The 23,200-nt window shown below is 63.3% G+C and carries 19 protein-coding genes; 10 read left to right on the plus strand and 9 right to left on the minus strand.

All coding sequences use genetic code 11. The annotated features are described in order from the left end of the window. Window positions 1-199 precede the first annotated feature (199 nt). The 5 genes from ACUXVA_RS07615 to ACUXVA_RS07635 are packed head-to-tail and all read left to right on the plus strand — an operon-like array spanning window position 200 to window position 5,741. Entirely contained in the window at window positions 200-1,492 is a 1,293-nt protein-coding gene (locus ACUXVA_RS07615) for an alkaline phosphatase family protein (protein WP_265080850.1), read from the plus strand. Then, window positions 1,492-2,616, plus strand: coding sequence for an ABC transporter ATP-binding protein (locus tag ACUXVA_RS07620; RefSeq protein WP_265083886.1), 1,125 nt, complete (start codon window positions 1,492-1,494; stop codon window positions 2,614-2,616). Before ACUXVA_RS07615 ends, ACUXVA_RS07620 begins: the two co-directional genes overlap by 1 nt. After that, on the plus strand, window positions 2,613-3,551 hold the full coding sequence (locus ACUXVA_RS07625; RefSeq protein ID WP_265080849.1) for a carbohydrate ABC transporter permease: 939 nt from the start codon (window positions 2,613-2,615) through the stop codon (window positions 3,549-3,551). The genes ACUXVA_RS07620 and ACUXVA_RS07625 overlap by 4 nt, the downstream gene beginning before the upstream one ends. A 56-nt stretch (window positions 3,552-3,607) precedes the next feature. After that, a complete protein-coding gene (locus tag ACUXVA_RS07630) occupies window positions 3,608-4,435 on the plus strand; it encodes a carbohydrate ABC transporter permease (RefSeq protein ID WP_445493263.1) in 828 nt (275 codons plus the stop codon). A gap of 16 nt (window positions 4,436-4,451) precedes the next feature. Further along, complete coding sequence (locus tag ACUXVA_RS07635; RefSeq protein ID WP_265080848.1) at window positions 4,452-5,741, plus strand: ABC transporter substrate-binding protein; 1,290 nt, start codon at window positions 4,452-4,454, stop codon at window positions 5,739-5,741. A gap of 107 nt (window positions 5,742-5,848) precedes the next feature. Here the strand turns inward: ACUXVA_RS07635 and ACUXVA_RS07640 are convergent, their stop codons facing one another. Then, complete coding sequence (locus ACUXVA_RS07640; RefSeq protein WP_265080847.1) at window positions 5,849-6,079, minus strand: hypothetical protein; 231 nt, start codon at window positions 6,077-6,079, stop codon at window positions 5,849-5,851. 121 nt (window positions 6,080-6,200) lie between these two features. Between ACUXVA_RS07640 and ACUXVA_RS07645 the strand changes: the two genes are divergently transcribed. Continuing rightward, on the plus strand, window positions 6,201-6,548 hold the full coding sequence (locus ACUXVA_RS07645) for a hypothetical protein (RefSeq protein ID WP_265080846.1): 348 nt from the start codon (window positions 6,201-6,203) through the stop codon (window positions 6,546-6,548). Window positions 6,549-6,646: 98 nt separating this feature from the next. On the opposite strand, the gene ACUXVA_RS07650 is transcribed toward ACUXVA_RS07645, so the two are convergent. From ACUXVA_RS07650 to gyrB, 3 genes are all read right to left on the minus strand, one after another. After that, window positions 6,647-7,693 (minus strand): sigma factor-like helix-turn-helix DNA-binding protein, encoded by a 1,047-nt coding sequence (locus ACUXVA_RS07650; RefSeq protein ID WP_265080845.1) that lies wholly within the window; start codon window positions 7,691-7,693, stop codon window positions 6,647-6,649. A 743-nt stretch (window positions 7,694-8,436) separates the two neighbouring features. Continuing rightward, on the minus strand, window positions 8,437-9,375 hold the full coding sequence (locus ACUXVA_RS07655; protein WP_265080844.1) for a hypothetical protein: 939 nt from the start codon (window positions 9,373-9,375) through the stop codon (window positions 8,437-8,439). A 252-nt stretch (window positions 9,376-9,627) separates the two neighbouring features. Further along, window positions 9,628-12,069 (minus strand): DNA topoisomerase (ATP-hydrolyzing) subunit B, encoded by a 2,442-nt coding sequence (gyrB, locus tag ACUXVA_RS07660; RefSeq protein WP_265080843.1) that lies wholly within the window; start codon window positions 12,067-12,069, stop codon window positions 9,628-9,630. 318 nt (window positions 12,070-12,387) lie between these two features. Between gyrB and ACUXVA_RS07665 the strand changes: the two genes are divergently transcribed. Together ACUXVA_RS07665 and ACUXVA_RS07670 are read left to right on the plus strand one after the other, a co-directional pair. Further along, a complete protein-coding gene (locus ACUXVA_RS07665) occupies window positions 12,388-12,723 on the plus strand; it encodes a hypothetical protein (RefSeq protein WP_445491522.1) in 336 nt (111 codons plus the stop codon). Between the two features lie 146 nt (window positions 12,724-12,869). Further along, complete coding sequence (locus ACUXVA_RS07670; RefSeq protein WP_265080841.1) at window positions 12,870-13,292, plus strand: hypothetical protein; 423 nt, start codon at window positions 12,870-12,872, stop codon at window positions 13,290-13,292. Window positions 13,293-13,518: 226 nt separating this feature from the next. Here ACUXVA_RS07670 and ACUXVA_RS07675 read toward each other — a convergent pair whose 3' ends face one another. The 4 genes from ACUXVA_RS07675 to dnaA form a co-directional block, all read right to left on the minus strand. Beyond that, a complete protein-coding gene (locus ACUXVA_RS07675; RefSeq protein WP_265080840.1) occupies window positions 13,519-16,128 on the minus strand; it encodes a hybrid sensor histidine kinase/response regulator in 2,610 nt (869 codons plus the stop codon). A gap of 378 nt (window positions 16,129-16,506) precedes the next feature. Further along, entirely contained in the window at window positions 16,507-17,649 is a 1,143-nt protein-coding gene (gene recF, locus ACUXVA_RS07680) for a DNA replication/repair protein RecF (RefSeq protein ID WP_265080839.1), read from the minus strand. A 247-nt stretch (window positions 17,650-17,896) separates the two neighbouring features. Further along, complete coding sequence (dnaN, locus tag ACUXVA_RS07685; RefSeq protein WP_265080838.1) at window positions 17,897-19,015, minus strand: DNA polymerase III subunit beta; 1,119 nt, start codon at window positions 19,013-19,015, stop codon at window positions 17,897-17,899. A 364-nt stretch (window positions 19,016-19,379) separates the two neighbouring features. Next, the gene (gene dnaA, locus ACUXVA_RS07690; RefSeq protein WP_265080837.1) at window positions 19,380-20,807 is read right to left on the minus strand and encodes a chromosomal replication initiator protein DnaA; all 1,428 of its coding nucleotides are present in this window, start codon (window positions 20,805-20,807) and stop codon (window positions 19,380-19,382) included. A gap of 697 nt (window positions 20,808-21,504) precedes the next feature. Here dnaA and ACUXVA_RS07695 point away from each other — a divergent pair. Next, the gene (locus ACUXVA_RS07695; RefSeq protein WP_265080836.1) at window positions 21,505-21,747 is read left to right on the plus strand and encodes a hypothetical protein; all 243 of its coding nucleotides are present in this window, start codon (window positions 21,505-21,507) and stop codon (window positions 21,745-21,747) included. A gap of 300 nt (window positions 21,748-22,047) precedes the next feature. Here ACUXVA_RS07695 and rpsT read toward each other — a convergent pair whose 3' ends face one another. Then, window positions 22,048-22,317, minus strand: coding sequence for a 30S ribosomal protein S20 (gene rpsT, locus ACUXVA_RS07700; protein WP_265080835.1), 270 nt, complete (start codon window positions 22,315-22,317; stop codon window positions 22,048-22,050). Window positions 22,318-22,715: 398 nt separating this feature from the next. Between rpsT and ACUXVA_RS07705 the strand changes: the two genes are divergently transcribed. Beyond that, window positions 22,716-23,033 (plus strand): hypothetical protein, encoded by a 318-nt coding sequence (locus ACUXVA_RS07705; RefSeq protein ID WP_445491527.1) that lies wholly within the window; start codon window positions 22,716-22,718, stop codon window positions 23,031-23,033. Window positions 23,034-23,200 lie beyond the last annotated feature (167 nt).

Here is a 23,200-nt window from a genome sequence, read left to right on the forward strand (position 1 = left end):
AGCATCGCACATCCCTACCAATAGGCGTGCGACAATGAAATCCCAAATGTGCCGGCTGCGTCACATATGTGTCGCCGGACTTGCCTATGTCTTTCGTTGAACGAAGCCGCGGGCCCGATGGCCCTGAAAAGGTCTCCGACGACATGACATTTCCGTACGCCATCCTTGCCTTCGCCTTCGCCGATGGGGAGGCCTCATAATGCGCCGCGCCATCATCGTCACGCTGGACGGGCTTCGCCCGGACATGATCTCGCCCGAGACCACACCGAACCTGGTCGCTTTCGCCGAACAGGCCGAGCGGTTTTCCGACTACCGCACCGTGTTTCCGTCCTGCACCCGCGTGGTTTGCTCCAGCCTGGCGACTGGCTGCCATCCCGCCCGGCACGGCCTGCAGGGCAACTCGGTCGCGCTGATGGAAGATGGCCAACTGGTGCTGCGCGACGCCGGCGATCCGGATTTCCTGCAGCACAAGCGTCGCGTGACCGGTCAGTCGCTGGCGATGCCGACGCTAGCGGAGCGGCTGAAAGACGATGGCGGCGTCATCATTTTCAGCAACGTTTCGCCGGGCGCTGCCTATGCGCACGATCCCGACGGCTATGGCCATGTCTATCATCGCGCCGGCTCGTTCGGCCCGGGACGCGTGCCGGTCTCGGCGGACGATGCGCTGGATGCGACACCAGACCTGGCGGGCGACCGCCGGATGACCGAGCGTTTTATCGAACAAGTTCTGCACACCGCCAGGCCGGCGCTCGGCATACTGTGGCTGTGCGAGCCCGACCATATGCAGCATGAGTCGCCGCTCGGATCGCCCGAACATCTCGCGGTGCTGGCGCAGGCCGACATCCACGCCGGACTGGTCATCGATGCCGTGGCCCGGCTGCGCGCCGCCGGCGACGATATCCTGCTGCTGATCGGCTCGGACCATGGCCATCAAACGGTGACCGGTGTCATCGACATCGACGCCGAATTGATCGGCGCCGGCCTCAAGGCCGATCCCACGTCCGGCGACGTCATGGCGGTGTCCAACGGAACTGCGGCGTTGATCTACGTGCATCCGGATCATGCCGCGGCGACGCCCCGCATCCATCAATTCCTGATGTCGCGCGAGTGGGCCGGGCAAGTGATCGGCCCACAGGACCTCGGCGACGTCGGACAGGCGGCGATGGCGAGCCTCGCCTTCGCCGTTTCGATGCGCTCGGACGATGCGCCGAATGCATTCGGCATCCCGGGTTCGAGCCTGGCCGCCAAGCCTGCGATGGGCAAGCCGGACCGGCTCGGCTGCGGCCAGCACGGCGGCCTCGCTGCCTGGGAACAGACGCCGTTCTTGTTCGCTTCCGGCGCCGGCTTTGCGCCGGGTGCGACGCGTCCGGGTCAGGCCCGCATCATCGACATCGCGCCCACCGTGCTCGCTTATCTCGGCATAGCTGCGGACGGCATGGACGGACAGGCGCTGCAGCACGATGCCGATATTCATACCCAGGGAGCGGCATGATGGGCGGCATCACGTTGACCGACATTGCCAAGCGGCACGGCGATACGCCAGTGCTGCGCGGGCTGTCGCTGGACATCCATGACGGCGAATTTCTCACCCTTGTCGGCCCCTCGGGCTGCGGAAAATCCACCCTGTTGCGCATCATCGCCGGCCTCGACAGCCAGGACAGCGGCCGCATCGCCATCGCCGGCCGCGGCGTGGATGGCCTGCGCCCCAAGGACCGCGATGTCGCGATGGTGTTCCAAGCCTACGCGCTGTATCCGCACATGACGGTCTACGACAATATTGCTCTGCCGTTGCGCGTCCGCCGGCTGTCGGGAATGCAGCGCACGCCGCTGCTGGGCCGGCTGATCCCGGGCCGCGGCGCCATCGAAGCGGGCATTCGCTGCGAGGTCGAGGACACCGCCGCCGTCCTCGATATCGCCCATCTGCTGGGCCGTAAGCCCGGGCAGCTCTCTGGCGGCCAGCGCCAGCGCGTGGCGCTCGGCCGCGCGATGGTGCGCCATCCCGCCGTCTTCCTGATGGACGAGCCGCTCTCCAACCTTGACGCCAAGCTGCGGGTGCAGATGCGTTCGGAAATCACGGCCCTGCACCGGCGGCTGCGCAGCACTATCGTGTTCGTCACCCACGACCAGGCGGAGGCGATGACCATGTCGGACCGCGTCGCCGTGATGATGGGCGGCGAACTGATTCAGGTCGGCGAGCCGGAAGCTCTGTACCGCGATCCGCAGGATCTGCGCGTCGCCGAGTTCATCGGCAGCCCCAAGATCAATACGGTGCCAGTGGCGGCACTGTCCGCGCCGTACCGCCGCGCCATGCTGCTTGATCCGGAAGCGACGACGCTGGCGTTTCGACCGGAAGCCTGCGCGCTCGCCGCACCGCATGACAGCGCGCTGGCCGGCCACGTCGAGATTATCGAGCATCTCGGCTCCGATATTTTCCTGACCATCGCCGTCTCGCCGACGAACCAGACCCCCGGCCTGCAGGTCATTGTCCGCGTCACGCCGTCGTTCCGCCGCATGACGATCGGCGACGCGGTCGACATCGCACCGGACTCGACGCGCGTGTTGCAGTTCGATGCGTCGGGGCGCCGTCTGCAGGCGCAGCAACGGGTCGCGGCATGAACCCGCCTGCAACGGCCGCGCCGGCGCCGGCGGGCGAAACCGCCGCGTCGCTCGGCAACCGCACGCGGCGCGAGCGCGCCACGGCGTGGCTGGCTGTGACGCCTGCCACGACCTTGCTGATCCTGTTGATGGCCGGGCCGGTCGTTGCGGTGGTGCTGATCTCGCTGACCGACTGGCAGTTCGGCGCCTCGACCTTGCGCTTTCTCGGCATCGACAATTATCGCGCGTTGTTCACCGATAGCATCTTCTGGCGGACGCTGGCCAATACGCTGCTCTATGTCGCCATCGTGGTGCCGGGCACGGTGATCTTGGGCCTCGTTGTCGCGTTGCTGATCGAGGCGCAGCCGGGCTTGCGCGGCTTTTACCGCGCCGCGCACTTCCTGCCGGTGATGTCGACGATGGCCGCGATGGCAATCGTGTGGGGCAGTATGCTTCATCCCAGCATCGGAATGGTGAACCGCCTGTTGGCTGAATTCGGCATCACCGGGGTGAACTGGTTGCGTGACGAGCGCACCGTTCTGCCCGCGCTTGCCGTCATCGGCATATGGCAGGGCTTCGGCTTCGCCATGGTGCTGTTCGTGGCCGGGCTAAAATCAATCCCGCAGTCGCTCTACGACGCCGTCGCCATCGACGGCGCTGACGGCATGTTCGAACGGCTATGGATCGTCACGCTGCCGATATTGGGGCCGGTGACGATGTTCGTCCTGATCCTCACCGCGACGCGCGCGTTCGAGGTGTTCGATACCGTGCGGGTCCTGTCGCAGGGCGGACCGAACTTCGCCTCCGAGGTGCTGCTGCATCGACTTTATGTCGAAAGCTTCGACTTCCTGCGCACCGGCTACGGCGCAGCGCTGACCGTGGTCTACCTGGCCATCGTCATGCTGCTGACGCTGGTGCAGGCCAAGGTGCTCGATCGACGGGTGCACTACTCATGAGCATGTCGCAACAGACCATCGCTGGCCGGACCATCGCGCCGCCTCGCGCGACATTCATGTCGCGTCGGCGCGTGGGCGCCGTCGGGCGTCACGCCGCCTTGCTCGTGACCGCTGCGTTTGCGCTGTTGCCGTTCGTCTGGATGCTCAGCCTGTCGCTGAAGCCGCCGGGCGAAATTTTCCAGCCCCAGTTTCGTCTGTGGCCGCAAGAATTCTACGGCTGGGAGAACTACCGGGCCGCGCTCACCGCGGTGCCGATGTTGCGGTTTCTGATCAACGGCCTGTTCGTCTGCAGCACGATCTTCATGTTGCAGATGATGGTGTGCGTTCCGTGCGCCTATGCGCTGGCGAAGCTGCGGTTTCGCGGCCGCGACACGCTGTTCTCGGCTGTTCTAGTGGGGCTGCTGGTTCCGCCCCAGGCACTGGCGATCCCTCAATTCGTGATGCTGCACCGGTTCGGCCTGCTCGATACTTACGCCGCGCTGATCTTGCCCTGGATCATTTCGACGCTCGGCATTTTCCTGATGCGCCAGTTCTTTCGCGCGGTGCCCGATGAACTGATCGATGCCGCGCGCCTCGACGGGCTCGGCGAGTTCGAGATCATCTGGCGGGTGATGCTGCCGGTCGCCGTGCCGGCGATCGCCGCGTTCGGTATCTTCTCGGTCGTGGCCCACTGGAACGATCTGTTCTGGCCGCTGATCGCCGTGCGCAGCCCGGAACTATCGACGCCGGCGCTCGGCATCCTGCTGTTCCGCGACGATGAAGCCGGCCAGTTTCTCGGCCCACTGATGGCCGGCTCCGTCATCATCGTTGCCCCTCTCGTCCTTGGCTTTGTATTCGCGCAGCAACGCTTCATCGACAGCATGTCCTTTACCGCCCGCAACTGATCACCGGAGAATTCTGATGTTCCAACTATCCGCTGCCCACGCCGGACGCCTCGCCGCAACCGCGATCGGCGCCATCACCTTCACCGCGCCGGCCTCGGCCGAGATCGTGCTCGACGTGCTCTACACCACGCCCGGCATCTTCAATTTGCTGCAGCAGGATCTGGCCAAGCGGTTCACCGAGCAGCACCCCGACATCAAGATCAAGTTTCGCAATCCGGCGGGCGGCTATGAAGAAGCAGCGCAGCAGATCCTGCGCGATCAGCTCACCGGCCGACTGCCCGACGTCGCTTTCAACGGCATCAACCAGATCGGGCTGTTCGCCGATCGCGGCATCGGCGCGCCGCTCGACGGCTTCATCGCCAAGGACGGCGGCATCGACAAGCTCGGCTACTACGCGACCCTCGCCGAACTCGGAAAATGGAAAGCAAAGACTTACGGATTGCCATTCTCCGTCTCGACGCCCGTGCTCTACGTCAACGCCGATCTCGTGGAAAAAGCCGGCGGCACCGTCGAGACGCTGCCGCGGACCTGGCCGGAGCTGATCGCGTTCGGCAAGAAGGCGGAAGCCGCGGCAGGCCCGGGCCATACCGGCTTCTACTTTCAGTGGGAGCAGACCGGCAACTGGCTGGTGCAGTCGCTGGTCACCAGCAAAGGCGGCCGCATGCTGAAGCCCGATGGCTGCGGCATCGGTTTCAATGACGACGCCGGCAAGTTCGCCCTGCAGACGCTCGAAGCGTTCGGCAAGTCCGGCATGCCGAACCTGTCGCTCGGCCAGGCCCGGCAGTCCTTTGTCTCAGGCAACGTCGCCATTGTCGCGGACTCCACGTCCTACGTCGCGGCCGCCGAGCGCCAGATCGCCGGCCGGTTCAAGTTCAGGACCGTGCCGTTCCCGCTGGCGGCTTCGAACGGCCTGCTTCCGGCCGGCGGCAACATGGCCATGGTGTTCGCCACCGATGCTGCCCGCCAGCAGGCGGCCTGGGAATATGTGAAGTTCGTAACCGGCGCCGTCGGCCAGACCCAGATGGTGAAGCTGACCGGCTATATGCCCGGCAGCAAACTCGCGGTGACGGAGCCCGAACTGTTGGGGAATTTCTACAAGACCAGCCCCAACCATCTGACCAGCATCGCGCAACTGCCGGTGCTGACCGAGTGGGTCTCGTTCCCCGGCGACAACTCGCTCAAGATCATTGAAGTGATCAAGGGGCACACGGAAGGACTCGTCACCGGCCGCCGTTCGGCCACAGAAACGATGCCATTGCTGGTCAATGACGTGGCAGCCCTGCTGCCAACCTGCGGCAAAAGCTGACCGGCCGATCTCTGCGTTACAACCGAAGACAGCGCCTCCTGGCAACAGGCGCCGTCTGACGACTGCCTTATGATATCGGCAGAATCGCGAAGTACAATGCTGAAATCTCACATATCAGATTTTTCCGGTTCGCCGCGCGCTCGCGGGGGCGCATAAAGGAAATACTTGCGCGAAAACTGCCGTTGCTCGACGATCCTGGACGCCTCGCGCAGCAACATCGCTGCAGGTCCGCGAATACGGCAATGACAACGGGACGTCGGCCGCAAACCAAGGCTGGTGCCACCGGTTTCCGTCGTTGCCCTGGCGATCAACGTGAACACCGACTTCCCGGACATCATTCAAGGATATGCCGGAGAAGATCTTTGAATTGCGCACGTGTGGATCGAGACCGCGAACCACGAAATCTCGAAGACCCCGCATACTGCCTAGACGCGTTCCTGCCCCCTCTCATCGACGCGTATGAAGCAGATCGACCTGGTCCGCTTTGCGCCAGAAGCGGCCAATGTCTCTAATTCTGGGCGATTACTGCAGAGACGCTGGCATGTCATGTCGCCGGATCTCTGGCATCGGGGTTCGAAGGACCAGCGACGACGCCTTTGCTTAGCGCTGTCTTCTGAATGTCTGGCCAAGTTCGACGCGGAGAATCTGTTCAGACGACCGGGACTACCTTACGCGCTGTTCGGCCTAGATCATGTCGCAAGTGGTGAAGGGGTCCTCGCCGCGTCGTCCTGTCCGAGTTCGACCGGATCGGGTGCGCCGCGCATCGCGGCCATCACTGCATTGACCTGGTCGATCCCGTCGCTGTGATCCCTGTTTTCAATCCGCATCGCGCCACACGGCATGCTTCAGGCAGCGGCGCCGCCCCCGCGTTTTGGGACCCGGTTGGGACGCAATCCCGTAGGCCATCAATAAACTTCTCGACATCGGCTCGCTTCCAGCCGATGAGGCCGTCGCCGAATAGCCACGCTGTTAGCGATGACTTCGATTTCCGTTTGAGACTTCATCATGCGCGTCGCGTCGGTCAAATTACGAAACCAGCCCGCGTCGGATTGATGGGCGATGGTCGAAATCCACGTCCGTACGTCCTCATGCACGACATCGATCGCCAAAAGGAAAATTGGATCTAAACCGCGAGCCTTCTCTGCCAGCTGGGATTCCGCCAAGTAGAGCGAAGCATCGCAGAGCGCACACCAAGTCGATTCATTTTCAGTCTCGATCAACGCCTCAAATGCAGTCCGACCTCTTTGGGTTTTCTGTAGTCTTCTGATTGCCTTTGCTTCGACTTGTCGGACGCGTTCGCGGGTGACATGGACACGTTGCTCAATGTCATTGAGAGTGCGAGGCGGACGACCGTCAAGACCATAGCGCTCGGTCAAGACCTGCAACTCTTTTGGTTGCAGGGCTGCGAGCAATTTTTGTATACGAAAGCGTGGTGGCGACGCATCATCAATGCCGTCGTGCGGCAAACCGATCGGTTGGATATCGTCTGCGCCTTCTTCTCCGCCAACTACTGACTCGGCGCTTTTGCGCGACATCTCCACATGATGAGAGAGGAGTGCCATAGCCTCTCCTGCCGTCTTGCGACCGGAGTTCGATGCAGACATGAATTTCGAATTTAATTCACCCGGATCGGCGATGAAGTCCGCAATAGTCGTAGCGTCGAATTCCCCCGATTTTACAACGTTTGATAAGCGCGTGGAAATATCCAGTTTCAACAGGATGTCAATTATCTTTTCACTCTGCAAATATTGTTCGGCGCCCGTCAAAATCGGCGTTTCAGGGACGGAAATTCCTTTGACTAGATCGTCATCGCTTTGTAGGTGCCCGACGATCTCCCAAGGATCTCGGTGATAAAGGTCGACGAGTTCAAGGATTTCGATCGCCGTCTTTTTCCCAAGGCTTGAACATCTTACGATAGTCGAAAAGAATAGATCGCCGGTTGGCGAGAACATCCGAGACTGAAAATTGTTCGAAAACCTCCCGATTATTTGGAAAGCAGTTGTGGAGCCGCACGCTGACGTCGGCGGATTCGATTAGTTGTTCGATAGAAAGTCGACGAGGAGGCACTTCGATGGCGTCAACGGAGTCTGGTATTTTTAGACGGCTTCCAAAATCAACGACGGGCAGAAGATTTGAACTCGTTGTGTTGGCAGCCGTGACGGGAGTTGAAAGTCAAGTCAAATACCGCAGTCTTTGATTGTACGTCTACGCATATCGATAGTGCGTTGGATTTGGGCGTTCAATATCTCTTGGTTGTGTTTTTTAATGTCTTGGCAGCCAGAGACAGTCGATATCTAAGACCGTTTAGCCCAGACAGCCACTAAATCTTTCTCAAGTCGCATCCAGCGAGCCCTGCGAGGAGCCTACCTCACTTAGCCAACGGGCCGTTTTGGATCATCTTATGCGTCGCTATCTTATGGGTAGCGCAACAAGCGTGTATCGCGTCCCGTAACTTGGCACTGACAGCCAGAATTGTACAATGATCAGTTCACCGCATCCCATAGATGGATCGCCCTAACCCATAAGTTGATAATACCGCGCGATCCGTGACCCATAAGATAAAGCGATTTTAAGCGGCGGCCGAGCAAGCCGATCTTAGCTTGTGCTGTTCGGCGACCTTTGCCTGTAGAAGGTTAAGTCGGGCCTTCGCTCACCGCGAAGATGGGCTGCCAGCGACGGCCGATTGGCACGTTTTTCAGTGCGGGATCCTGGCCGACTGGTCTCGCAGCGGGTCGCGGCCCGATGGTCCGGCTTCTTGGTCTACCAGAAAGCCGTTGAGCCCGTCAGGCCAGCGGGGCCACCTGGGACAGGTTGATGGCGACTTGCTGGTCGCAATGGCGCTGTGATCGATGGCGATTGCGACGTCGAGATAGGAGCCACTTGGGCAGTTCTCCTGCGCCAGGTCGCCATCGGCGTAGAGTTTTAGCCGTTTGATCTCCTCATCAAGCGCCAAGCCCGACAGGCAATTCTCGAGACGGTCGATCATGTCTCGGGTGACGGCGGCGATCGCGGCAGCGTTCCGCATATCGGGTCCGGCCGTCTCGCCGTCGAGATGCCGGCTAAAGCTACGAAGCTCGACAAGCTCGGCGTGCTCCTTTGCCTTCTGACGGACGAAGGCCTCGCGCTTGGCGATGCGATCCTGGCGGGCGCGCTCCCGCTCCCGGCGTTCCATCTCCTCCTGATGAAGGCGCTGGCGCTCCTCGAGCTTGGCGCGGTTGTGCTTGAGCAGGGCGACGCCAGCGTACATGGCGACGACCACCTCGTTAAGCTGCTGCTCTAGTGCGGCGGCCTTGCGATCGTGCCACCGGCCCAGGATGCGGTCGGTTGACCAACTCGTCCAAGATGGTGAGACCAGCGTTAACGAGATGCGCCCGGACGGGAAGTGATCCCAGGACCGCCAATGCTTCCGGTCGGAATTGTACAGAGTCGGTGAGATCAACCGGTTAGCGTCCCACGTCGCCTTCTCGGCAAGTTCGCCTGCCGTGGGGTGGTGCTCCGACTTGTCCTTGGTTTCATGAAACAGGAGCCGCAGCTTCTCACCGTCGACGACCAGATCGACACCGTTCTTTGCGTCAGCGGTCGTGTGGCCAAGGCGCTCAAGCGTCCGCGCGACGGTTTCGAGGATGAGGACCACGCGCTGGACGCTCGGCTTGCCTAAACGCCTCACGCTGGACCATCAATGTCCTCTGTCAGAGAGAGCGCCTTTGATGCGAGTCGGTTCAGTACCGCAAGGCAACACTTCGGCCGGGTTCGCGACTGCGGACGGTTTTCTTAGGTTGCCACAACCAAAAGATGAAAATATTTGAGTCTAGGTTGTGCGTAACCTGAGTCAGGCTATTGGCTCCCCGGGGCAAGCTTCTGCGTTCCCCAACAGGCCGAAGCGCCGTCAGACGTCGACGTTGGCGCTGAGCGAGTTTTCCTGGATGAAGTCGCGGCGCGGTTCGACCACATCGCCCATCAGCTTGGTGAAGATGTCGTCGGCCTCGTCGACTTCCTTGATCTTTACCTGCAGCAGCGAACGCTCGTTGGTGTCCAGGGTGGTTTCCCAGAGCTGGCCCGGGTTCATCTCACCGAGGCCTTTATAGCGCTGCAGGGCGACGCCCTTGCGGCCTGCATCGGTGACGGCCTCGAACAGGGTGACCGGGCCGTGGATCGGGCTTTCCACATCCTTGCGGCGCAGCACGCCCGGCTTCGGATAGGCGTCCTGCAGCGTGGCGGCATACTCGTCGAGTTTTCGCGCGTCGGCGGAGCCGAGCAGCGCGTCGTCGATCACAGCCACTTCCTTGACGCCGCGAATGGTGCGCTCGAAGGTGAAGCCTGCGCCCTCGGTGAAGGCACCGACCCAGCCGCGTTCGACTTCGTCGGCCAGCGCATCGAGGCGCCGTGCGATATAGGCGGCGGCTTCGTTGGCGGTGGCGAGGTCGGAGGTCACCTGCGGATTGAGCACGCCGGCAATCGCCGCCTGCTCCACCACACTGCGGTTATAGCGGGTGTGCAGGTTATGCAGCGTGCCGCGGATGATGCGAGCATCTTCCACGAGCGCCAGCAGGTCGCGACCGCCGCGGTCCTCGCCGGACGACAGCTTGAACACGCAATCGTCGAGGCCGGTGGCGATCAGGTAGTCTTCCAGCGCGCGCTCGTCCTTGAGGTACTGCTCGGACTTGCCGCGGGTCACCTTGTAGAGCGGTGGCTGCGCGATATAGAGGAAGCCGCCTTCGATCAGCGTCGGCATCTGCCGGAAGAAGAAGGTCAGCAGCAGCGTCCGGATATGCGCGCCGTCGACGTCGGCGTCGGTCATCACGATGATCTTGTGATAGCGCAGTTTTGACAGATCGAAATCGTCGCGGCCGATGCCGGTACCGAGGGCCGTGATCAGCGTGCCGATCTGCTCGGAGCCCAGCATCTTGTCGAAGCGCGCGCGCTCGACGTTGAGAATCTTGCCGCGCAGCGGCAGAACAGCCTGGAATTCGCGATTTCGGCCCTGCTTGGCGGAGCCGCCTGCGGAGTCTCCCTCGACGATGAACAGTTCAGACTTGGCGGGATCGCGCTCCTGGCAGTCGGCGAGCTTGCCGGGCAGGGAGGCGATGTCCAGCGCGCCCTTGCGTCGCGTCAGCTCGCGCGCCTTGCGCGCGGCTTCGCGGGCCGCACCCGCCTCGATCACCTTGTTGACGATGATCTTGGCTTCCGCCGGATGTTCCTCGAACCAGGCGGCCAGCGCTTCGTTGAGCACGTTTTCGACAACAGGCCGCACTTCCGAGGATACCAGCTTGTCCTTGGTCTGCGACGAGAATTTCGGATCGGGCACCTTGACCGAGAGAACGGCGGTGAGGCCTTCGCGACAATCGTCGCCGGTCAGCGCGATCTTTTCCTTCTTCGCCACCACTTCGGCATAGCCGTTGACCTGCCGCGTCAGCGCGCCGCGAAAGCCCGCCAGATGCGTGCCGCCGTCGCGCTGCGGGATGTTGTTGGTGAAGCACAGCACGTTCTCATGATAGCTGTCGTTCCACCACAGCGCCGCCTCGACATTGATGCCGTTGAGGTCGGCGGAGACGAAGATCGGGGAGGGCACCACGGGCTTCTTGTTGCGGTCGAGATATTTGACGAACTCGATGACGCCGCCCTCGTACATCATCTTCTCATGCCGCTCGACCGGATGGCGCAGGTCGGACAGCAGGATGTTGACGCCGGAATTCAGGAAGGCGAGCTCGCGCAGCCGGTGCTCCAGCGTGGCGAAGTCAAAATCCAGCGTCGTGAAGGTTTCGGCGGAGGCATAGAACGTCACCTCGGTGCCGCGCTTGCCATTGGCATCGCCGACCTCGATCAGCGGCGCCACCGCGTCGCCATGGGCGAATTCGATGAAGTGTTCCTTGCCGTTGCGCCAGACGCGCAGGATCAGCTTGCTGGACAGCGCGTTGACCACGGAGACGCCGACGCCGTGCAGACCGCCGGACACCTTGTAGGAATTCTGGTCGAATTTTCCGCCGGCATGCAGCTGGGTCATGATGACCTCGGCGGCCGAGATGCCTTCGCCCTTGTGGATGTCGACGGGAATGCCGCGGCCGTCGTCGCGCACCGTCACCGAGCCGTCGGCATTGAGCACGACTTCCACCGCGGTGGCATGACCCGCCAGCGCCTCGTCGATGGCGTTATCGACGACCTCGTAGACCATGTGATGCAGGCCGGAACCGTCGTCGGTGTCGCCGATATACATGCCGGGCCGTTTGCGCACGGCGTCCAAGCCCTTCAGTACCCGGATCGATTCCGCACCATATTCGATCGGGGCGACGATCTCGGGATTGTCGGCCGGGAGCCGGGCAGGTTCAGTCATGAGAGGCCTTCGAGGATGTATCGAATCAGCGCGGAAAACCGGCTGCTGAATAGGTTATTTGTGCCATGAATCAAGCCATGCGCCTAGCGCAAAGTCGGCCCGCACAAGCTCTTGATTAGATGGGCGTTTTTGACGGTTTTTCAAGGCGTGAAAAGGCCGATTCGGGCGCCGCGGCAAAGCGCGCTCGAAAGCCGTTCCCGCGGCATCCTCGCCGCTCCTTGATGGTGCGAGAGCCGTCTGGATTGAGAAACAGAACGTTCAGCGTTCAGGGATAGTTTGCAGGAGGCAAGATACAGGACAGCCAGGGACACGGACCCGATGGAACATATCGTTCAGCCGACAGGCGTGGCGCTGTATGTGCTGAATCCGATCTTGTTGTCGATCCTGACCTATGCCGTCGGCTTCACCTTTGTCTCGGCCGTCCTTAAAGTACCAAAGCTTCGCAGGGCTTTGATTGTCAGCAGCCTTGCGGTGTTGGCGGCCGTCGTTGTCGATACGGGTTCACCTATCGCAGGGTTCACTACGCCCAGCAGCTGGCCATTGGCCCTCGTTTTACCGGGCGAATTGCGCCGCCGTCGTCGTTGGTTCTGGTTAACTTTCCGTGCGAGCAATTCTGCCTTGATGGGCTGGAAAGCGGCGCTATTCGTGAAGTGATTGGTGTTCGTACGCGGGACTTTCTGGCGGACGCCAATCTCAAGCCGCCATATCCAGCGGTTCGTTACACGGTGACTCGCGCTGCGCCAGGCATTTGTCCGCCCGGTCCCGACAGGAGAGCTGTCACGGAGTGGTGGACGCCGGGCTTGTTCGCCCTGCGGGACAAGGGGCTGTGCCCGGTCGTGGAGCCGGCGGCAGTACCTCGGATTGGCGTCTTCATCGTGCGGGAGTCGATACGCCGCTTGGTGAAAGAGCCGGCAGTTGATTTCCAGCCGGTCTTTCTGACGACTAGTTTTCCTGGACCCGTTAGCTACTACAACGCAACCGAGGTGCAGGTCCGGTCAGAAACCGGCGTCGAAGTGCTAGGACGCGTCGCCGGCTATGAGGCGCCGGGATATCTTGGCTTTCCGCTCATGGTTGGCTGCTTCGAGCGGCCGGACAATATCATTTTCATCATTCCGCCCGGCGAGCCGGGATGTGGCCTCTGGCGCCGTACCGTGCAGGGCAAAACCAGCGGCGATCTTCTCGACTATGGATGGATCTATTCTCAAATTTTCCAACCAGACTAGCCTCGTGACGTGATCCGTCGCGGCCGCGACGTCAAAATCTCACCGGCGCTGCCGAGATCGGCGAAGGCCGCGGGATCGGCGCCGGTCGGGATCGAGATGTGCGACCACCTCATCGAGCAGCAGCAAAGGTGTAATGCCGGTCATTTCGGCGACAAGGTGGCGTGGGTCAGGATCAGCCCGATCAAGAGTGCCGTGGCAAAGCCCGCCTGCAAGCCCCGCGCGGCGCTCAGGACGCCGCGTCGAGGGCGTCGCCCGCCCTGCGCAGGGCCTGCTCCAGCCGATCGAGCAGCGGGCGGAGGACGTCGGGTGCGATGTCGGGCGCCTGTTGCTCGATTGTGCGGGCGATCTGCGCAATTTCGGTCAGGCCGAAGGTCGAGGCGGCGCCCTTCAGCGAATGGGCTTCCATCTCCAGCAGTTCGGGATCGGGGTCATCGACCAGGCAGCGAAACAGTCCGATCCGGCGATCGGCGTCGCGGAAGAAGATCGTCAGCGTCTCCATCAGGCCGTGCTCGCCGATCTCCTCGCCAATCTGCGCCAGCAGGGTGTGATCGACGACGGCAACGTCGGGGGCGGGTGCCAGCGGCGTCGCGCGCACCACCGGCGTCCGGCGCAATGCCCGCAGCACCGCGGCAATCAGTGCCGGCTTGCGCAGCGGCTTGGCGAGAAAATCGGTCATGCCGGCGTCGCGGCACATCTTCATGTCGTCGGCGTAGGCATTGGCGGTCAGCGCGATGATCGGCAGCGTGGCGTATTTGCCGCCGCGGGCACGGATCGCCCGGGTCGCGGCGAGGCCGTCCATGTTCGGCATCCGCACGTCCATGAAGACCATGTCGAAGTCGGTATCGTCGAGCGCGACGGTGGCCTGGATGCCGTCCGCGGCGATGGTGGTTTCCGCCGCGAATTCCTGCAGCATCTTCCTCACCACCATCTGATTGGTGAGATTGTCCTCGGCGATCAGGACGCGCAGCGGATGGCCGAGCATGGCCAGCCGGGTCTGCAGATCGTCGGCTTCGAGGCGATCGTGGCGCTGGTCGGAGACGGTGGCATTGCTCCACGGCAGCGGCAGGCTGAACCGGAACGTGGCGCCTTCGCCGTAGACGGAACTGACGTCGATCTCGCCACCCATCTGTTCGACGATGCGCCGGCTGATCGCCAGGCCGAGGCCGGTGCCGCCGAACCGCCGGTTGATGGAGACGTCCGCCTGCGCGTAGTCGGTGAACAGCCGGTCGATACGGTCGGGCGCAATTCCCGGACCGGTATCGCTGACAAGCCACTCCACCTGTGCCTGTGTGTCGTCGCGCGACGTGCAGGTGACCGTGATCGCGATGCTGCCCTGCTCGGTGAACTTGACGGCATTGGACACCAGGTTGAGCAGCACCTGGCGGATCCGGCCGGCGTCGCCGCATAGCGCGGGCGGGAGATCGGCGTCGATGGTGGTGCGCAGATCGAGGCCCTTGGCCTTGGCGCTGGGCGAGACAATCGAACTCACGGCATCGAGCAGCGCCACAGGGTCAAAATCGGCGGGATCGAGCTCGAGCTGGCCGGCTTCGAGCTTCGAGAGATCGAGAATGTCGTTGAGGATATGCAGCAGGTTGTCGCCGGATTCGCGGATGGTGGCGACGGCGTGGCGCTGATCGGGATCCAGGTTGGTTTCCATCAGCGCGCTGGCCAGGCCGAGCACGCCGTTCATCGGTGTGCGGATCTCGTGGCTCATCATCGCCAGAAAGCGGGATTTGGCCTGGCTTTCCGCCTCGGCCTGCTTGGCGCGCCAGCGCTCGGTGACGTCGCGGCCGACGCCGCGATAGCCGACGAACACGCCGTCGTGGTCGTGCGCCGGCTTTGCCGTCAGCGACCATAGTCGCGGCTCTCCACCGGCCACCACGTGCAGCACGATATCGTGCATCGGCTCACCCCTGGCCATGTGCGTCGTGACGGTGGCGATCGTCGACTTGTCGCCGACGCAAAGCATGGTCAGCGCTTCTGCGAGGCTTGCGCCATGCAGCAGGTTCGGCGGCATCTGCGCGGCTTGTGCGAAGCGCTCCGGCACATGGATCAGCCGGCCATCGGCGTCGGTCTGCCACAGCCAGTCGCTGGCATTCTCCTGGAATTCCTGCAGCAACAGCGAAATGATCTCGGTCTGGCGTTCGAGCTGCAACTGGGCGCGCAGGTTCTGCAGGAACAAATCGCCCTGCGAGGCCAGATTGCGCGACAGGAACGCGCCGTAGAACAGCAGGAATAGCGCAGTGACCAGGTCGGCCTCGCGGTCGGCGATCACCAGCGATCCCGCCGAGGCCAGCACCATGGTCCACAGATAGACCAGCCCGGCCTTCGGCACCGTCGAGAGCGCGAAGGCCCCGCCGGAGATCATTCCGGTCATCAGGCAGGCGATCACCAGCTGATGGGGCGGGGCCGCCGTCGGATAGAGCATCAGCGGCAGCAGCCCCCAGGTCATGCTGAGCATGAAGGCCTGTATCACCATGTTGCGGGCGGCTCGCGCGGACGCCTCCTTGGGCGGCTTGCGGCGGGTGCGGTGCCAGGAGCGCACCGCCAGCGCCGCAGCGAGCAGGATCACCGCCGCCCAGATCGTCAGGAAAACCTGCGACGCCGAGGTCCAGAACACCACCAGGACCAGTGCCGCGTTGAGCACGTTGATGGTCATGGTCATGGGCACCAGGCGCGCGACGCTGTTGACCTGGGCGGCGCGGATTCGGCGCATCTCCTTTTCTGAGATGGCACCGGCATCGGTCAGGTTTGCCGCAGAGCGGCCCTGCGGGACGGGTGTTTTGCCATGGGTTGCCGACGGTTCGGCGGTCGACGTGTTGCTTGTCTGAGTCATCTCGCAACGACCCTCTGGACAGGCGCCGGGTTGACTGCGACTTCGCCCGCCATGATTGCCAACGCCTTGTCGCATTGCACCGGTGCCGACAATTTACACATCACATCGAGACTCATTGAGGCGCGCTGGCGAGATTCCACGGCGGGGCTCGCGATAAATCGAGGGATGCCATCCAACCGTTCCGGTCTTGTCGCCGGAGGCATCGATGATGTGGTCGCGCAGCGATGGCCGCGCCTGATCCTACTTCCGGCGAGCATGGAATGGCCCGTCTCAGCATCATGTTAAATTTGGCTCCCGTAAAAACACGGAGACCGCACCACCTCGTGGGCGGGCGAAGATCGAGGGCCGGGTGAGAGTCTCACCTTCGATGAGGTGAGGCTACGGGGATGGACGCTTGCTGACCCGGCCGTCCGCGACATCGAACAGTTCGCCGGATGTGCCGATATCGGCGAAGGCGGCGGGATCGGCACCGGTCATCCAGACCTGGGCGCCGAGTTTTGTGAGTTCGCCGAACAGCGCGCGGCGGCGGTCGGGATCGAGATGCGCCACGACTTCGTCGAGCAGCAGCAGCGGGGTCATGCCGGTCATCTCGGCGACCAGCGTGGCATGGGTCAGGATCAGCCCGATCAGCAGCGCCTTCTGCTCGCCGGTGGAGGCGTCGCGCGCCGGCATGTTTTTCGGCGCGTAGATGACCTGCAGATCGGTGAGATGCGGGCCGTCGAGCGTGCGGCCGGCCGCCGCATCACGTTGCCGTCCGTCGCGAAGAATCTGCCGGTAGCGATCCTCCACCGCGGTGGCCGGCTCGCTGACCAGCGCGTTCTCCATCCAGCCGTCGAGCATGATCATCGCCGACGGAAACACCGAGGTCTCGAAGCGCGCGCGCAGCATGGCCGCGAGCCGCGTCACCGTCTGGCCGCGCATGGCGGCGACGGCCACCGCCAGCTCCGCGGTCTCGCGCTCGATGGCGTCGAGCCAGTGGCTGTTGGTGTTGCGTTCTTCCAGCAACCGGTTGCGCGACCGCAGGCTGCGCTCCAGCGCCGACACCCGGCCGGAATGATCCTTGTCGATGGCCAGCACCAGCCGGTCGAAGAACCGCCGTCGTTCCGACGCCGCGCCCATGAACAGCTGGTCCATCGCCGGCGTCAGCCACACCATGCGCAGATGGTCGCCGAATGCTGTGGCCGAACTGACCGGCTCGCGGTCGATGCGGCAGCGCCGGCTGGTCGAGCTGCCCTCGCTGGGCGGATCGATGCCGGTGCCCAGCGTTGCGAGGCCGACCTCGCCTTCGACCTCCGCCGAGACAGCCCAGGAGCCGTCGCCCTGGACGTCGGCGACGTCCTCGAGGGTGGCGCGGCGCAAGCCGCGGCCGGGCGACAGAAACGAGATCGCTTCGAGGCAATTGGTCTTGCCGGCGCCATTGGGGCCGACCAGCACCACCATGTCGCCACGGATCTGCAGCGCCGCCGACCGATAATTGCGGAAGTGGGTCAGCGTCAGGCGATGGATGCGGGAGACGGTCATGGGCAATGAGACATATAGGTCCACGACAGCTGCCGCGCTTGTCCCCTCTCCCCCGGGCGCAGCGAAGCTGCGGCTGGCGGGAGAGGGTGGCTCGAACGCGCGGAGCGTGTTCGAGACGGGAGAGGGGGCTCTTCGGAGTTCGCGGCCCTCCCTCTCCCGCCTTCGCTTCGCTCAGGCACCCTCTCCCGCGGCGCAAAGCTTCGCTTTGCTGGGGGAGAGGGGAAGGAAGAAAGCAAAATCAGAGCGATCACACCCGCATGGGCATCAGCACGTAGAGCGCGCCTTTGGAATCCTTGTCCTGCACCAGGGTCGGCGAGCCGGGATCGGCGAGGCGCAGCACCGCCACGTCGCCTTCGATCTGGGCGGCGATGTCGAGCAGGTAGCGCGAGTTGAAGCCGATATCGAGGGCGTCGGAGGCGTACTCGACCTCGAGTTCTTCGGTGGCGCTGCCCGAATCCGGATTGGTCACCGACAGCACCAGCTTGCCGGCGGACAGCGCCAGCTTCACCGCGCGGCCGCGCTCGCTGGAAATGGTCGAGACGCGGTCCACCGCGGCCTCGAAATCCTTCTTGTCGACGATCAGTTCCTTGTCGTTGTTCTGCGGGATCACGCGGCCATAGTCCGGAAACGTGCCGTCGATCAGCTTCGAGGTCAGCACCACATTGCCGAGCGTGAAGCGGATCTTGCCCTGCGACAGTTCGATGCCGACTTCGGCCTCGGCGTCCTCGATCAGGCGCTGCACTTCGCCGACGGTCTTGCGCGGCACGATTACGCCGGGCATGCCGGCAGCACCGGCCGGCAGCGGCAGGTCGACCTGTGCGAGGCGGTGGCCGTCGGTGGCTACGGCGCGCAGAGTGGCCGCGGCGGCGGTGCCGGCGGCGTGCAGATAGATGCCGTTGAGATAATAGCGCGTCTCCTCGGTGGAGATGGCGAACTGGGTGCGGTCGATCAGCCGCTTCACGCCGGCGGCGGGCAGGCTGAAGGAATGCGTCATCTCGCCAGCGGCGAGGTCGGGGAAATCGTTCTCCGGCAGCGTCTGCAACGTGAAGCGCGAGCGGCCGGCGCGGATTGCCATCACGGAGCGGTCGCCGTCGGCTTCCAGCACGATCTGCGAGCCGTCGGGCAGCTTGCGCACGATGTCGTAGAACATGTGCGCCGGCACCGTGGTGGAGCCGGCGGTTCCGACCTCGGCGGCCAGGGTCTCTGTGACTTCGAGGTCGAGGTCAGTGGCCTTCAGCGACAGTTTGGCGTTCTCGGCGCGGATCAGCACGTTGCCGAGAATCGGGATCGTGTTGCGGCGCTCGACCACGCGATGCACGTGGCTCAGCGATTTCAGCAATTGCGCGCGTTCGACGGTGACCTTCATAGCAAACTCGCCCGATCCAGTTCGACATCGTGGGATGGAAGCCGGGCAGCCCGAACAGGCGCCGCGGTGATTGACGCCCGCAAGCTGGCTCAAACGGATTTTGCGCAAACCCGCGGGGGTCCGCAAGGTGGCGTGATTGCAGGCGAAGTGCAAGGGGAGAGGCGGTCGCACTCCCCACGTTTTGGGGAGTAAAGAACGATACATGCGCCGGCGTTGATGGCTCCCCTCCCCCCTCGTGGGGGAGGGTGGCGCGTAGCGCGTAGCGCTGGGAGAGGGGGCCACACGCGACGGCGCTCTTGGCTCCCCCCTCTCCCTGACCCTCCCCCACGAGGGGGGGAGGGGACACTACGGCCTGCGTTTCAGATTATTCCTGCAACTGCCGCTTCAGCGATTCCACCTCGTCCTGCAAAGCGACGTCCTTGCCGACCAGCGCCTCGATTTTTCGCACGGCATGCAGCACGGTCGTGTGGTCGCGGCCGCCGAACCTGCGGCCGATTTCCGGCAGCGAGCGCAGCGTCAGGGTCTTGGCCAGATACATCGCCACCTGGCGCGGGCGCACCACATTGGCGGTGCGGCGCGACGACAGCAGGTCGGAACGGCTGACATTGTACTGGCGGGCGACGACGCGCTGGATGTCCTCGATCTTGATGCGCTTTGGCTCCTGCGGCCGGACCAGATCGCGGACCTCGCGCTCGGCCATTTCCAGCGTCACCGGCGTGGCGTTGAGCTTGCTGTGGGCGAGCAGCCGGTTGACCGCGCCTTCGAGGTCGCGGCCGTTATGAGTGATGGTGCGCGCGAGATAGTCCAGCACCGGCGCCGGCACGTCGAAGGTGGCGTGGTGGGCGCGGGCTGCTGCGACGCGCGACTTCAGGATGCCGAGGCGCAGGTCTTCGCCAAGCGAGCCCATTTCGACCACCAGGCCGCCGGCAAGGCGGGAGCGCACCCGCTCGTCGAGGCTTTCGAGATCCGACGGCGGACGGTCGGCGGCGATCACCACCTGGCGGCCGGCGTCGATCAGCGCGTTGAGCGTGTGGCAGAACTCCGCCTGGGTGGTCTTGCCCTGCAGGAACTGCAGGTCGTCGATCACCAGCACGTCGATGCCGCGCAGCGCTTCCTTGAAGGCCAGCGCGGTCTGCGTCTTCAGCGCAGCGACGAAGCCGTACATGAACTTCTCGGCGGTCAGATACAGCACCTTGCGCTCGGTGCCGGAATTGCCGGCCCAGGTCACCGCCTGCAGCAGATGGGTTTTGCCGAGACCGACGCCGGCATGGATGTAGAGCGGATTGAACATCACGCTGTCGCCGCGGCGGCCTTCCGCGACCTGGCGGGCGGCGGCATGGGCCAGCGTGTTGGAGCGGCCGATCACGAAGCTGCCGAAGGTCAGGCGCGGATCGAGCGGCGAGCCGCCGAGCGCTTCATGGCTGGCCGACACCGGCGCGATCGCGGTGTTGCGCAGTTCCGGAGCGCGGCCGTCGCGGCCCTCGCTGCGGCGCGGCTCGATCGGCGCGGGAGCTTCTTTCGCCGGCGTTGCCACGCGCATTGCCGTGCGCACGGTGACGTCGACACGATGCACCTGCGGCATCTCCGCCTGCCAGCAGCTCAGCACGCGCTCGGCATAATGCGCCTGGATCCAGCTCTTGAGAAACCGCGTCGGCACCGACAGGTGCACGCTTTCGTCGTGCACGCTTTCAAGATCCATCCGCGCGAACCAGCTGGAGTAGACGTCCTCTCCAACGCTCGAGCGCAGCCGACCTTTGACCCGAGACCAGCGATCCTGTTCGATATTTGACATTGTTTGACGACTTTTCCGGTGAGTTGGTATTCGGCACTCGCTGCCGCTGTATGTCCGCGCGGTTGCATGCGCGGCGCGACCTCGGGCGAGACCTCGTCTTCGGGCACAGGCCAGCCGGTCGGCGGAACGCCGCGGGCCGGTCAGTACTGGTGAAAATGAGGCTTTCGCGAGGTCAGCGCGTACTCGAGCGTCCGTCGGGGGCGCGTGCGGTAGGCCGCGCAATGGCGCTGGCGTTGCAGCTGACGTTGCGATTGTCGGCCGCAGCCGATGGCACGTCTTGAAAGGCCGTCGTAGTCCCGTTGCGCATAAAGCCTCCCCCACTCGCTGCGGTCGCACGCAGCAAGCTGTCATTCCAAATCTGTAACAAGGTCAGTCCGCGGCGTCTAAGTGTCAGACGTTAGATGCCGCATCACTTCTATCTTGCCCGCTCTTCAACCCTCTGTTCCTTCACCTTCCGCTGCGGCGAGCCACGTTATCCTGCACGCATTCTCTTTTGTGAGGCGTTCCCATTTGGGAGCCGACAGAGAAATTTCGACACAAAACATCCGTCCCCATATTGCTATGAGTGGCAACCCGACCGAAGCTTGGAAAGCGTCGCTAACCTGCACACCGCCGCTGATCTGCATGTCCGCCCTGGTTCCTCAATCGCGCTGATCTGAAGAACCGTGGGCGCCGCGAACGAGCTAAGAAATACACGATGGCTTATTTCTCGCAACGGATTGATTCTCGTGTGGCGGCAGGAAATCGGCCGCGCATTCCGCAAAATCGCCGGAGGCCGTTGGGGTGTCGAAGCAAGGTTTTGAATCCACGCACTGAATCGAAATGTGAAGGCTCTGTTGCAAGCCGGACGTTCGACAAAAATAAATTCACAAATCGTTTACGTTTGAAGGTAGCCATGGCGCGTTTTCCAACTGCTCTTCCTCGCTATGCCGATAAGTGACTACGCGCGCGCGTTTTTTTCTGTGCGTTGAGTCAGGGTAACCCTCGACAGCGGATTCCGAATCGCGCTGCAGCGCTGTTGCTTTTTTGAAAGCGAGCGCGGGTGGCCATCCGCGACGTTGTCCTCCGTAATTCTACGGTTGTTCCGCGAGTCGCGCACGCGACATTGCTTGACGCGCATTTCACCGCCGACGATTTGGTGTGCGTCATTGAAAACGATGGACACATCACGCGCGCCGACGGCGCATAAAAAAAGCCCGGCTGAGCCGGGCTTTTGCAACGTCGAAATTTCGTGGCCGTTTTACTTTGCGGCGAGCTTGGCGATCTGGTGCACGAGGCGCGACACCTTGCGGCTCGCCAGGTTCTTGTGAACGATGTTGCGCTGCGCAGCCTTCATCAATTCCGGCTCCGCCTTCTTCATCGCCTGCAGCGCCGCTTCGCGGTCGCCGAGCTTGATGGCTTCCTCGACGGTGCGGATCGAACCGCGCATCTGGGTGCGGCGCGACTTGTTGATGATGGTGCGGCGGGCAATCTTGCGCGTCGCCTTCTTGGCGGAGGTCGTATTGGCCATTCTCTCGATCCTTCAGCAGCGACCCGCACGCGGGTGCCGGGCTGATTGACGTCCGCCGTTCAAATGGGCCGACGCTGATGTTGTTTCCGGGGTGTTCCTGAAAATGCTATCCTCGGAGCTAACCAGCTCACGGGGCACGCCGCTCAAAGAACAGCGGCGGCAGGATTTCACCCGCCGCCATTGGCGCTCCTTATAGAGGGCGGGGTTTTGGGCGTCAACGCTTTCCGGGGGGCAAGGCTGTCGTTCCCCGACGCGCCAATTGGCGCGTCCGGGGGCGCGGGCGCAAGCCGGCCTCCGGGCGCCCCGGAACGACCTTCATTTGCCTCTAAGCCGCTGGCGAGGTTGAATTTCTCTTGCCTTGCGGCTAATGCCGGGCGGTATTGACGAGAGGGTGATGCATGATCCGGGGGTTTTTCCGTCTGGTGGGGCTGCTGCTGCTGGCCGGCGGGTTCTTTTTCCTGGTCTATGACGGTGCCCGCTCGATTGCCGACCAGGCGCTGCGGCTGACCCGGCTGGGCGAGTTCTGGAACGACATCCACCAGGCCAGCCAGGCCGCCTTTCGCACCATGGTGGAGGGAGTCTCGCCATGGTTGTGGAACGGCGTGGTGAAAATCATCCTGAACCAGCCGGCCTGGGCGGTCATGGGGGTGTTGGGTATCCTGCTGTTGCTGCTGTTCCGGCCGCGCAAGCCGCTGATCGGCTATTCGCGCAACTGAGCGATCGTCGCACTGGCTCTGCCTGTCATGCCGGCGCCGTGCCGTAACAGACCTGCCGTTTCCCGCGTAAATACCTATATTGCCAATTGAGCTCAGGGCGTCGCCGGCGGGAGTGATCCGGTCCTCCGGCTAGGCGCTGTTGTCCGTCAGATGCGCGCGTTGGTCCA

The sequence above is a fragment of the Rhodopseudomonas sp. RCAM05734 genome, assembly GCF_052658035.1.